Consider the following 11763-nt stretch of genomic DNA (forward strand, 5'->3'; position numbering starts at 1 on the left):
TGCCTAGGCCGGGGCGAGCGCGTCCGTCGCGGCCTGGACGAAGAGGCGGATCAGCTGCGTCTCCCCCGCGGTACGCCAGACCGGCGCGTACTGCAGGACCGGGCCGCCGCTGATCGGCAGGAAGGTGACGTCCGAGCGCCGGCGCGATCCGGCGACGTACCCGCCGATCGGTGAGATGGCCTGACCGGAACTGACCGCCACCAGGGCCTCTTCCAGCGTGGCGATGGCGGGCCCGCGCCGGATGGGACGGCCTGACGGGGTGGTGAACGGGGTGTGCGCGGCCCAGACGTAGTTCGGGATGGGGCCGTCCAGGTCCACGACGAGGTGATCGCCGAGCACCTCCACGTCCACCTCGCCCTGACCGGCCAGCGGATGATCCGGGGCGACGCAGAGGACCAGCGGCTCGCTGTAGAGCGTCGGCCCGACCGTCAGATCCGGCTCCCGGATCGGCAGCCACAGCAGGCCCACGTCGACCCGCCCGGAGCGGATCGGGCCGATCGGATCGGCCGGCAGGAGCTCGCGTACGCGGATGTCGCACTGGGGATACCGCTGGCGGAACAGCTCGAGGACCTTCGCGATCTCTTGGTGGTGGGTGTCGAACGTGCCGACCGACAGGGTGCCGACCTGGCCCCGGGCGGCCGCCGTGGCCTCGTCGAGGGCGGCCATGATCTCGGTGTAGCCCACGTCGAGTCGGCGGCGCAGGCGTACGCCGAGCGGTGTCAACCGGACGCTGCGGCTCGTACGCTCGAACAGCGCGCCGCCGATCCGGCGCTCCTGCAGCTTGATGGACTGGCTGACGCGGGCCTGGGAGACGTGCAGCCGTTCTGCCGTGCGCCCGAAATGGAGCTCCTCGGCGAGGGTCAGGAAGATCTCGATGTCGCGCAGCTCCACCGCCTATGTCCCTCCTCGGCCGGCCTGCCTGGGCAATCCCGAAGTTTATGGCGGCATCCGGGTACCGTCGCGTCAACGTGACCTTGCCCACCGCGACACGGAGGGAAACCGCGCCGCGGCGGGGCGGCACCGATAACAGCTGCCTTATGCGGCGATGCGAACCTGCGCGTTGTTCCGTGCCGCCGGCGCGGCGATCGTGGAACGCATGAGTGAGCTGCGCATCGACATCCGGGTCACGGGCGACGAGCGGGGGGCGACCCGCTGGGCCGCCGTGGAGCCGCGGGGTTCCCCGGTCGGGACCGCGCTCCTGCTGCCTCCGGCTCCGTCGCCGGAGGCAGGCCCGTCGCCGGCGGCGGCTTCGCCAACAGAGCCGGCGGCGGCTTCGCCAACAGAGCCGGCGGCGGAGCTCAACCTGTACGTGCGGCCGGTGGCGCGGCGGCGTGGCGTCGGGTCGCGGCTGCTGGCCGCCGTCCGTGCGCAGGCCGGCGAGCGGCGGCTGGTGGTGGACGTGATCGCCGGAACGGCCGGCGACGCGTTCTGCCGCCGGCACGGTCTACGCCTCCTGCGCTCGGGTCGGCGGGAACGGCTCCTCTACGGCGATGTCCACCTCGCGTGGCTGGGCGAGCTGGTGGACGCCGAGCACCCCGCGTACCGGCTGGCCCGCTGGACCGGCGAGGTCTCGCCCGCCTTCCGGGTCGGCGACCTGCTGCGGACGCCGAGCGGGCCCGGCAACGCGATCCTGGTCGCCGCCACCGCGAGCGGCACGTCCCCCGACGACGGCGCCGAGGTGGCGGCGTACGCGCTGGCGGTCGTCGGCGACCAGGCCCAGCCGGACGCCCACCAGTACGGGCCGGTGGTGTCGCGCGGACATGACGAGCAGGACCTGGGCCGGTGGACCAGCGCGGCCCTCGTGCAGTACCTGCGCGAGGTTCAGCCCGCCATCGAACGGATCGAGACCGTCACCGCCGGCCATGACCGCCGCCTGCCCGCCCTGCGCCACCTCGGCTTCCAGCCCGTGCGGCACGTACACCGCTACGAGATCCCCTATGGACATTCGACATCGACCCCGCGAAAGGACTTTGCGGAATGAGCACCACCGAGAACTACCGAATCGCCGAGAAGTTGCTGCGCCGGCCGCTGCGGCCGGGCGAGCTCACCGTCGGCGACAAGGTCCGGCCACAGTGGATGGACGGCGGCCGCCGCTTCTGGTACGCCGTCCGGGACGGTGACGCCACCCGGTTCCTCGTCGTCGACCCCGCGGCCGGCAGCCGCGTACCGGCCTTCGACCATCGTCGGCTCGCGGCCGCGCTCGCCTCCGCGTCCGGGCAGCCCGTCGACGCCGAAGCCCTGCCGTTCCGGACCATCGTCCTCGGCGCCGGCACCGTCGAGTTCTTCGCACTCGGCGAGTACTGGCGCTGCCGGCTCGGCGACTACGCCTGCGAGCGGGCGGAGTTCACCCCGCCGGCGAATCCGCTGGCCGTACCCTCACCCGACGGGAAACTCGCCGTCTCCCAGCGCGGCGACGACCTGTGGGCCCACTCCCCCGGCGACGGCCGGGAATGGGCGCTGACGACCGACGGCGCGCCCGGCCACGCGTACGGGCCGGGGCCGGAAAGCCCCGGCAACGGCACGCTGCTGCGCAAGTTCGGCCTGCCGCACCTGCCGCCCGCGGTGGCGTGGTCACCCGACTCGGCCAAGGTGCTCACCCACCGCATCGACGAACGCGATGTCCGCGTGACCCACCTGGTCGAGGCGCGCCCGGCCGACGGCGGCCCGCCGCGGACACACACCCAGCGGTACGCGTACGCCGGCGATCCGGAGATGCCCCGGGCCGAACTGGTGGTACTGGACGTCGCCGCGGGGACGCTCGTGCGGGCGCGTACCGAGCCGCTGCTCGCCCCGATGCTGTCACCGGTCATGGGCAGATCGGCGTGGTGGGCCGCCGACGGCCGCGCGGTCTACTTCCTGCGGCAGCCGCGCGACCGGCGCACGCTCAGCCTGCACCGGCTGGACCCGGAGTCCGGCGAGGTGACCACGGTCCTCAGCGAGACCGGCCCGACCCGGGTCGAGCCGAACCAGTGGATGTACGAACCGCCGATCGTCCGCGTACTGGCCGGCGAGGTGCTGTGGTACTCCCAGCGGGACGGCTGGGGCCACCTCTACCGGTACGACCTGGCCTCCGGCGACCTGCTCGGCCAGGTCACCGCCGGCACGTGGGCGGTACGCCAGATCCTGCACGTCGACGAGACGGCCCGCGTCGTGTACTTCATCGCGTCCGGGTTGGTCGAAGCCGACCCGTACCGCCGCACGGTATGCCGGATCGGCCTGGACGGCAGCGGATTCGCCGTGCTCACCGACGACGACCTGGACCATGTCGTCACGCTGGCCGAAAACCTGGAGTACTTCATCGACTCCGCGTCCACAGTCGACACCCCGCCGGTCACCACCGTGCGCGACTGGAACGGCAGCGTTCTCGTGGAACTGGAGCGCAGCGACATCGACCGCCTGACCGCCACCGGCTGGACACCGCCGCAACGGTTCCAGGTCAAGGCGGCCGACGGGGTGACCGACATCTACGGTGTCCTGCACCTGCCCCGCGGATTCGACCCGGCCCGGCGCTACCCGGTGGTGGACACCATCTACCCGGGCCCGCAGGTGAACCGGGTCGACCCCGGCTTCGATCCCGGCGGCATGGGCATCGACGCCGATCCCCTGGCCGCGCTCGGTTTCGTCGTGGTCGCCGTCGACGGGCGCGGTACGCCGGGCCGGGACAAGGCGTTCCACGACGCCTCCTACGGGCGGCTCGCCGACGCGGGCGGCCTCGACGACCACGTCGCCGCGCTGCGACAGCTGGCCGAGACCCGGCCGTGGATGGACCTCGACCGGGTAGGCGCCCTCGGCCACTCCGGCGGCGGGTACGCCACCGTACGCGCGCTGCTGGACCACCCCGGGACGTACAAGGTCGGGGTGGCGATGTCCGGGCCGCACGAGCCGCACTATTTCAACCTCGACTTCACCGAGGCGTATGACGGTGCGGACAACCCCCAGGCCTGGACGCGATCGTCCAACGTCGCGATCGCCGACCGGCTGACCGGCAGGCTCCTGCTCATCCACGGCGAACTGGACGACCGGGTCCACCCCGACCACACGCTGCGGCTGGCCGACCGGCTCGTCGTCGCGGGGAAGGATTTCGAGCTGCTCATCGTCCCGGGCGCCGAGCACATGTTCCTCGACTGCCTCGCGTACGTCCGCAAGCGGTGCTGGGACTTCCTGGTACGCGAGCTGCTGGGCGAGCAGCCGCCGGCCTACCAGCCCGTGCCCGTCTCCTTGGAGGAGGTGGCAGGCCAGCTGTTCGTCTGAGGCACGGTATGCCTCGATGCCGGTGTGCTCAGCTTGGGCCGAGCACACCGGCGAACCCGGGGGCTTCGGCTCACCGCCATGTCCACATAGGATGGATCAGTCGAGGCAGAATTCGTTTCCCTCGACGTCTTCCATCACGATGCACGACTCGTTCTCCTCATCGGCGAGCAGGACACGCTGGCACACCGCGCCCAGCGCGACCAGCCGCGCACATTCGGCCTCCAGCGTCGCCAGCCGCTCGGCCCCCACGAGCCCGGTGCCGACCCGCACGTCGACATGCACCCGGTTCTTGACGACCTTGCCCTCGGGTACGCGCTGGAAGTACAGGCGCGGTCCGACGCCCTCCGGATCCATGCAGGCGAACGACGATCCACGCCGCTCCTCCGGCTGCGTACGGTCGTAGTCGGCCCAGGAGGCGAATCCGTCCGGCGGCGGCGGTACGACATAGCCCAGCACCTCGCACCAGAAACGGGCGACCCGCTCCGGATCCGCGCAGTCGAACGTGACCTGAATCTTCCTTACCGACGCCATGACCTCACCCTATCGGCGCGTTCTCCGGCCGATTCCACCAGGTCAGACGGCAGAAGGCCGCTGCGGCTTCGTCGGTGGATCCCGGCAGGTCCAGCGGGAACGGCCGGCGGTCACGGGCAGCCGGGATCAGGCGTACTTGGCTTTGGCCTGCTCGGTCCTCGGCGTGAACAGGTTGACGAGGGTGCCGTCCGGGTCGCGTACCAGCAGGGATCGATTGCCCCACGGCATGTCCTTGGGTTCGCTGACGAATTCCGGGCGCCCGGCTGCCGTCTGCAGGCGGTCGTACTCGGCGTCGACGTCGTCGACGAGGAACTCGATCAGGACCCTGCCGCTGTTGTGCGGGGCGATCGTCAATCCGGGTCCGAAGACGGCAACGGTTCGGATGCTGCCGATGGCGAGCGTGAGCGACGGTGTCGCGATCTCGGCGAAGTCGGGCGACGCCCAGCGCGCCGAGGCACCGGTGAGGAACTCGTAGAAGCCGGCCAGCCGGGCGACGTCGTGGGTGATGATGCGCAGCGATGTGAACCTCATGCGCTCGACGCTAGAGACAATACTGGTCAGATTCCGCCCGGTATTGATGGAACAATTCTGAAGGTGACCCGACCGACTGCGCGCGTCCTGGCCCTCCTGGAGATCCTTCAGGGCGGTGGCACCCGCACCGTCGCCGATCTCGCCGAGCGCCTCGGCGTCGACGAGCGAACGCTGCGGCGGTACGTCTCGCATCTGATCGACCTGGAGATCCCCGTCGAATCGGTGCGCGGCCGTTACGGCGGCTACCGCCTCGCTGCGGGCTTTCGTATGCCGCCCCTGATGCTGGCCGAGGAGGAGGCGTTGGCGTTGGTCCTCGGGTCGATGGGCGCCCCGGTTCCTCAACCGGCCGCCGAGAACGCGATCGCGAAGATCCTGCGAGTCCTACCCCAACGGCTGGCAGCCCGCCTCGACCTGCTGCTGGCGACAGCCGATTCAACCGCCACCGCCCGCCCGGCGGCGTACGCGCAGCCCGGCGTGCTGCTCGGACTGACCGACGCCGCGAGCCGGCATCGCGTCGTCGACATCGGCTATGTCGACCGCCGCGGCCACGTCAGCGTGCGTACGGTGCATCCGTACGGTGTCGTCTCCCACAATGGACGGTGGTACCTCGCCGCGGCCGACCCCGGCGCCGAAGGGGTCCGCAGCTTCCGCCTCGACCGCATCGCACAGATGACGGTGCGAGAGGCCGGATTCGACCCGCCCGAAGGCTTCGACCCGGCGGCACACGTCCTTGCGAGCATCGCCGGTACGCCCTGGCGGTACGAGGTCGTCGTCCGCATCCGCGGCGACGTCACACGGATCGGCTCGCGGGTGCCGCGGGTGGCGGTCATCGAGCCGCTGGCCGAGGGCTGGGTCCGTATGCGCCTGCGGGCTGAACGCCTGGACTGGGTGCCGGGACTGCTCGCCGGGATCGGCTTGCCTTTCGTCGTCGAGACGCCCGACGCGCTCCGTCACGAGGTCCGAGCGCTCGCCGGCCGGCTCCTCGATGGGGCGCGTGCGCCGGAGGCCGCCGACCCGGAGCTGCGATGAAGCACGCGAGCGGTCGAGCAGGCCGCGCCGATCTCCCGATCCGGCCTTCCGGGGATGCCGACCGGCGCCGGCATCCCCGGAGAATCTCCTAGCCGAGCATCCGATCGGCGTGGATGCCGAACATCTCGTGGGCGACGCCGAAGCCGAGATCGTCGACCAGCCGCTGCTTCCACGGCCGTTGCACGATGGCGTGGGTGAGACGGCGGGCCGCCCGCGGGCGCTGCATGATGCTCTCGGCGATCTCCCACGCGCGCGGCACCAGCCGCTCGGCAGTGAGCACCTCGTTGACCAGCCCGAGCGACAGCGCCTCACGGGCGCCGATCGGCTCGCCGGTGTAGAGGTGGTACGCCGCCCGCTTGGTCCCGATCAGTTCCTGCAACGTCAGCTGCTGGCCGTCGCCCGGCGCCACGCCGGTGATCAGGTGCGGGTCGATGATCGTGGCGGTCTCGGAGGCGAGGGTGATGTCGCACAGCAACGCGAACTCGGTGTGCGCGACGCTCGGGCCGTTGATCGCGGCGATCGTCGGGATGTCGATGCCGAAGACGAAGTTCTCCAGCACCTTCACCGCGTCGTAGTACGTGTGCTCGTACGCGAAGTCCTGCGGGCGCTTCTCGCGCATGAAGTCGCCGGTCGGTGCCGTCAGCCACTGGTCACCGGTGCCGGTCAGGATCAGGACTTCGTTGTCGGGATCGTTGCCGATCTCCTGCCAGGCCTGCGCCCACGCGTTGTGCATCGGGAAGCCGAACTGCGCGGGACCGCCCTGAGTGTGCATGCGCAGCTCGATGATGCCGTCGCGGCGGCGCATGGCGAAATAGTCGGCGTACTTCTCGGCGTACTCGTCGAATTGGGGCCTGGCGACGAATCCGCCGGAGCGGGCGTGCCATTGATCGAGTTCCGCGGGCATGGGCCGCACCTTCCTTGGATGAAACGGAGCAGTGCTCCGAATATATCGAGCAGTGCTCCGTTTAGCAACGGCCGGTCATGGTGGACCATGGTGGGGTGACCAATCCGATGCGCAGCGACGCGCGGCGCAACTATGACCAGCTGCTCGACGCGGCCCGCGAGATCTTCGCCGCGCAGGGCACCGACGCCTCGCTGCGCGAGGTCGCGCGGCACGCCGGAGTCGGCATCGGCACGCTCTACCGGCACTTCCCCACCCGCGAGGCCTTGCTGGAGGCCCTGCTCGGCGAGAACTTCGAGGCCCTGCGCGCCGACGCGGTGCAGCGGCTCGCCGCGCCCGACCCGGGTGCCGAGCTGACCGCGTGGCTGCGCGCCTTCGGGACGGCTTCGGCACAGTACGCGGGGCTGCCCGCCTCGGTGATGGAGGCGTTGCACGATCCGCAGTCGCCGCTGCACGCGTCGTGCAAGGGCCTGCGCGTGGCGGCCGACGATCTGCTCCAGCGCGCGCAGGAGGCCGGCCGCGTACGCGCCGATCTCACCGCGGGCGAGCTGATGGCCGCGGCGAACGCGATGGCGTGGGTGGCGCGCCAGACGCCCGGAACGACCGACCGCTACCTGACGCTGCTGCTGGAAGGGGTACTGACCGGCGCCACAGCCCGGCGATGAGCCCAGCCGGGCATCGTCGGACCGGCCTCGACCGGCCGTGCGCGCTCAGCCGGCAAGCGGATCACCGCACGCTAGAAGTCGCGCGCATGTACGACCTGACGGACTCGGTGCCCCTCAGCCGCTGCCAGGCTGTGGTCCCAGCCTCCGCAGCAGGCAGCGGGCGGCGCACATGATCCGTTGGCGGTCGTGGATCACGCCGAAGTAGAACTCGGACCGGGTCGGGTCCGCCTGTCGCGCCAGCACCGCGACGGCCGTGCTCGGGCTGACCGCGATGACCGCGTACTCGCCGTCCAGCGCGGGGTCGTGTTCCCACGAGCCTCGCACGCCGGGCGCCGGCACGGGCGGTATGCCCGCGCCGATCAGGCCGGTGATCACCTGGCGGCGCGCTGTCTGCCCCAGGACGCGCAGATGGCTCTTGGCCAGCATCTCGGGGCCGGGGACGAGCATGACCAGGAGCGCGGGAGCCACGAGATGCAGGCCATGGCGGAAGACCTCGCCGGCCAGAGAGCGCACCAGGTCACGGGGCGCGCGGCTGATCTGTTGCCGGCCCAGCGCCTCATATGGCGAGCGCACATCCGCCAGCCCCAGGTCGGCCATGAGCGACAAGTGCACGTCGTGCGCTTCGACGGGGGCCGGATCGTCGGTCGGCTTCCCGTAGAGCCACCCCTGCGCCAACGGAGCCCCCAAGGCACGGACCACCTCGTGGTGCCTCGTGGTCTCGACGCCTTCGGCGAGCATGGTGGCGCCCGTACGCTCGGCCTCCTCGTACGCGAAGTGGACGACCTTCATCGCCTCCCGGCTCGGCGTATTCTGCGTCACCTTCAAGTCGAGCTTGATGACGTCCGGCCGGATCACGGGGAGCATGGCCATCGCCTTGACGTTCGCACCGACGTCGTCCAAGGCCAGGCCGGCTACGCCCAACCGCTGCCGGTCGATGCCTTCGAACAGCGTACGCGGATCGTGGTCGAGGGACCGTTCGGTGACCTCCAGGATGATGCGGAACCTGCCGAAGGCCTCCGCGATATCCGGCCACAGATCGGGCGGACACTGTGAAGCCATCGCCAGTGGCTCGATGTTGAGGAACAACAAGTCACCGAGTGCCAGCCGGCTCGCGAGGGCGGCGCGGCTCGCCGAGGCGCGCGCGACCCAGTCGAACTCGGCCACGCGGTTCTGCCGGTAAGCCTCCTCGATCAGCGCCTCGGGAGACTCCAAGATGGAACCGGCCGGGCCGCGGATCAAACCTTCGTACCCGGCCACCGCCCTGGACTCGACGCTCACGATCGGCTGGAACAACGTTCGCAGCAAGCGGTCTTTCACCACCCGCTCAAACTCGTTTTCCACTACCGCCACGCGACGCGAACGAGCCATTGCCGACCCCCCGCCATTCAGCCTACTGGGGTAACCGGTAAGGCGTCGGCCGTTGACCGACGCCGCCTGCGCCGCGCCCGGAGAAACGGCCGCCGGCGGTCCCTCCGAGCCCGTTCGGCAACGAGCGCGTGGAGATCATCTGCCGCGACCGCGCCAGCGGCTACGCCGGAGGCGCCGCTGCCGGAGGCGCCGCTCGCGGCGATACGGCGCCGGACGCGCGACGGCCCGCCCGGCGACTGCCGGACGGGCCGCGGAACGGGTGCGGTCAGCCGATCTCGATGAAGTCGATGTTGGCCGGACCGGTGGCCGTCGTGCCGGTGATGCGTACGGTGTGGGCGCCGGCGGTGAGCGAGATCGTGAGGTTCACGTCCGCCCACGTGTCCCAGTCGGTGGTCACGGCGAACGCCTGACTCGCCGCGACCACCGTCCCGTCGACCGTGATGCTCGCCGGACGGTTGGCCGTGGTTCCGTTGGAGTAACGGATCCGCAGACCGGCCGGGCCGGCCGCCGCGGCGTCGACCGCGAACTGCACATAGGAGCCGGCCACGTTGTCGCAGTTGACGTAGCCGGTCCCGCTGAACCCGGTGTGCGTCGTCTCCAGCACGCCTTGCGAGATCGTCGCGTTCTCGGCCTCGTAGCGGGTCACCGGCGGCGGGGCCGTCACCGGTGTCACGTCGGCGTAGTCCACGTTGGGGCCGCCGCTCGCGGTCGTCGCGGTCAGCCGGACGGTGTTGGATCCGGCCGCGAGAGGCACGGTGAACGACTTCGTCGCCCACGTGTCCCAGGTCGCCGTCGCGGGGAACGCCGCCCCTGCGGCGACGACCGTCCCGTTGACCGCCACGTCCATCGGCCGGTTGACCGTGGTCCCGTTGGCGTACGCCAGAACGAACGTCGCATTACCCGCGCTCGCAGCCGTCACCGCGAACTCCACGAAGGACCCGGTGACGTTGGTGTAGTCGACGAAGCCGCTCCCGCTGTATCCGGTGTGGTTCGTGGCCACCGCCCCCTGCGAGACGGTCGCGTTCTCCGCCTCGTAGCGCACTGTCCCACCGCCGCCCGACGAACCGATCGTCAACGCGTACGCCGCGGAATGGGACAGCGACCCGGACGAGCCGGTGACCGACAGCGGATAGGTGCCCGCCGCAGCCGACGCTGCGACGGTGACGGTGAGTGTCGCGGAGCCGCCGGCCGTGACGGAAGCGGGGCTGACACTCGCGGTGACGCCGGCCGGGGCGCCCGTGACCGCGAGGGCCACCGGCAGGGCCGAGCCCGCGGTGACCGCCGTCGTCACGGTGGCCGTGAGCGTCCCGCCGCCGGTGACGCCGCCCGCGGCCGGGCTCGTCGCGACCGAGAAGTCGTCGGTCGCCGCGGCCGTGAAGTTCCATTGGGCGGCGGTGCCGCTGCAACTGCCCGCGAGCACGCTCGTGCCGGACGCGCGGAAGCACTTGCCCCCGGTCTGGATGTCGGAGATCGTCAGGTTGGGATTGACCGACCACTGCTGGTTGGGCCCGCCGGTGCAGGTGGTCATCTTGATCGTGCCGCTGACGTTGTCGGCGCACAGGTTGTTGATCACCAGGAACGCGCCGTGGAACTGGAAGGTCTGCGCGGCGGAACCGGTGCAGGCGGCCAGTTTCAGGGCGACCCCGGAGGTGGAGCTGTTGCCCGGGTCCTCCAGGCAGGTGCCGGTGGACGCGTTCTTGTACCGCCCGACCGTCACGTTGGGCTGCGCGCCGCCGTAGCAGGCGCCGGTGCCGGTGTTGAACAGCGGCGTGTTGTCGACCGTCTCGTTGTTCGGCGGGTCGACGATCACGGGTTCCAGGACCGGTGTGCCGTCGGCGTTGTAGTGCGTCAGAGCATCCTCGCAGTCGATCGCGTCGAACGCGCTGCCGCCCTGGCCGCCCAGCCACAGGTCGATGTGGCGCAGGTTCGGCCCGCCGTTCGGGCCCTGGCCGCTCCAGTCGGCGCTGCACTCCTCGCAGCCGTCTTCCATGATGAAGTACTTCTTCACCCGCGGGACATAGACGATCTTACCGGCCGGAAGCTCCGCCGTGGACGTGGCGAAGGTGATCGGATCGGCGTAGGTGCCCTTGCCGCCGGCCGTGCTGTGGATCTTCGGGTACGCGATGTCGCCACCTGGCGGGGTGTTGTCGTACCAGCCGTAGAACGTGATGAAGGTCTGCTGCGTCGTCGCCGCGTACGCCGGGGCGCCGACGGTGAGCCCGGCGAACGCCGAGGCCAGGGCGAGACACGCAGCCATCACGGTCGCGCCGAACGCGCGCCTGTTCATGGTGCCCTCCAATGTGGGGGGAAGGGACGGGAAGAGCGCTCGGTAGCAGGTTCCGTCCCGGCCGCTCCGGAGTCAATAGTTGTCAGTCAACTTGTCTAACTATTGGGACGGCGCGCGAGTCCCGACCCCGGGCGGTCTCGCCGTCGAGCCGCCCGAGGTGCCTGTCACAGCCGGATCAGGTGGAACGCAGGTGATCCGGG

Annotated in this window: 10 protein-coding genes; 4 read left to right on the plus strand and 6 right to left on the minus strand. The window is 70.8% G+C overall.

What is annotated here, in order from left to right; genetic code table 11:
- Nucleotides 1-3: 3 nt before the first annotated feature.
- Nucleotides 4-891, minus strand: coding sequence for a LysR family transcriptional regulator (locus tag G401_RS0121735; RefSeq protein WP_027344164.1), 888 nt, complete (start codon nt 889-891; stop codon nt 4-6).
- A 205-nt stretch (nt 892-1096) separates the two neighbouring features.
- On the opposite strand from G401_RS0121735, the gene G401_RS53105 reads away from it, so the two are divergent.
- Nucleotides 1097-1981 (plus strand): GNAT family N-acetyltransferase, encoded by an 885-nt coding sequence (locus tag G401_RS53105; RefSeq protein WP_169734229.1) that lies wholly within the window; start codon nt 1097-1099, stop codon nt 1979-1981.
- Nucleotides 1978-4251 carry a S9 family peptidase gene (locus tag G401_RS0121745; RefSeq protein ID WP_027344166.1) on the plus strand — a complete coding sequence of 758 codons (2274 nt, stop codon included), beginning with the start codon at nt 1978-1980 and terminating at the stop codon, nt 4249-4251. Before G401_RS53105 ends, G401_RS0121745 begins: the two co-directional genes overlap by 4 nt.
- A gap of 96 nt (nt 4252-4347) precedes the next feature.
- Here the strand turns inward: G401_RS0121745 and G401_RS0121750 are convergent, their stop codons facing one another.
- Together G401_RS0121750 and G401_RS0121755 are read right to left on the minus strand one after the other, a co-directional pair.
- Nucleotides 4348-4782 carry a VOC family protein gene (locus G401_RS0121750; RefSeq protein ID WP_027344167.1) on the minus strand — a complete coding sequence of 145 codons (435 nt, stop codon included), beginning with the start codon at nt 4780-4782 and terminating at the stop codon, nt 4348-4350.
- Nucleotides 4783-4908: 126 nt separating this feature from the next.
- On the minus strand, nt 4909-5313 hold the full coding sequence (locus G401_RS0121755; RefSeq protein WP_027344168.1) for a VOC family protein: 405 nt from the start codon (nt 5311-5313) through the stop codon (nt 4909-4911).
- Between the two features lie 63 nt (nt 5314-5376).
- On the opposite strand from G401_RS0121755, the gene G401_RS47405 reads away from it, so the two are divergent.
- The gene (locus G401_RS47405; RefSeq protein WP_034592535.1) at nt 5377-6342 is read left to right on the plus strand and encodes a helix-turn-helix transcriptional regulator; all 966 of its coding nucleotides are present in this window, start codon (nt 5377-5379) and stop codon (nt 6340-6342) included.
- Between the two features lie 88 nt (nt 6343-6430).
- On the opposite strand, the gene G401_RS0121765 is transcribed toward G401_RS47405, so the two are convergent.
- On the minus strand, nt 6431-7246 hold the full coding sequence (locus G401_RS0121765; protein WP_027344169.1) for an enoyl-CoA hydratase/isomerase family protein: 816 nt from the start codon (nt 7244-7246) through the stop codon (nt 6431-6433).
- 95 nt (nt 7247-7341) lie between these two features.
- On the opposite strand from G401_RS0121765, the gene G401_RS0121770 reads away from it, so the two are divergent.
- A complete protein-coding gene (locus tag G401_RS0121770; protein ID WP_211240800.1) occupies nt 7342-7908 on the plus strand; it encodes a TetR/AcrR family transcriptional regulator in 567 nt (188 codons plus the stop codon).
- A 114-nt stretch (nt 7909-8022) separates the two neighbouring features.
- On the opposite strand, the gene G401_RS0121775 is transcribed toward G401_RS0121770, so the two are convergent.
- Nucleotides 8023-9276 (minus strand): EAL domain-containing protein, encoded by a 1254-nt coding sequence (locus G401_RS0121775; RefSeq protein ID WP_084557452.1) that lies wholly within the window; start codon nt 9274-9276, stop codon nt 8023-8025.
- 265 nt (nt 9277-9541) lie between these two features.
- Nucleotides 9542-11563 (minus strand): CBM35 domain-containing protein, encoded by a 2022-nt coding sequence (locus G401_RS53110; protein WP_051366962.1) that lies wholly within the window; start codon nt 11561-11563, stop codon nt 9542-9544.
- Nucleotides 11564-11763: the final 200 nt, after the last annotated feature.

The organism is Hamadaea tsunoensis DSM 44101, assembly GCF_000428945.1.
Lineage (GTDB): Bacteria > Actinomycetota > Actinomycetes > Mycobacteriales > Micromonosporaceae > Hamadaea > Hamadaea tsunoensis.

Coding starts and splice junctions, on each gene's coding strand:
- G401_RS53105 (WP_169734229.1), top strand. CDS start 1,097: ATGAGTGAGCTGCGCATCGACATCCGGGTCACGGGCGACGAGCGGGGG.
- G401_RS0121745 (WP_027344166.1), top strand. CDS start 1,978: ATGAGCACCACCGAGAACTACCGAATCGCCGAGAAGTTGCTGCGCCGG.
- G401_RS0121750 (WP_027344167.1), bottom strand. CDS start 4,782: ATGGCGTCGGTAAGGAAGATTCAGGTCACGTTCGACTGCGCGGATCCG.
- G401_RS0121755 (WP_027344168.1), bottom strand. CDS start 5,313: ATGAGGTTCACATCGCTGCGCATCATCACCCACGACGTCGCCCGGCTG.
- G401_RS0121765 (WP_027344169.1), bottom strand. CDS start 7,246: ATGCCCGCGGAACTCGATCAATGGCACGCCCGCTCCGGCGGATTCGTC.
- G401_RS0121775 (WP_084557452.1), bottom strand. CDS start 9,276: ATGGCTCGTTCGCGTCGCGTGGCGGTAGTGGAAAACGAGTTTGAGCGG.
- G401_RS53110 (WP_051366962.1), bottom strand. CDS start 11,563: ATGAACAGGCGCGCGTTCGGCGCGACCGTGATGGCTGCGTGTCTCGCC.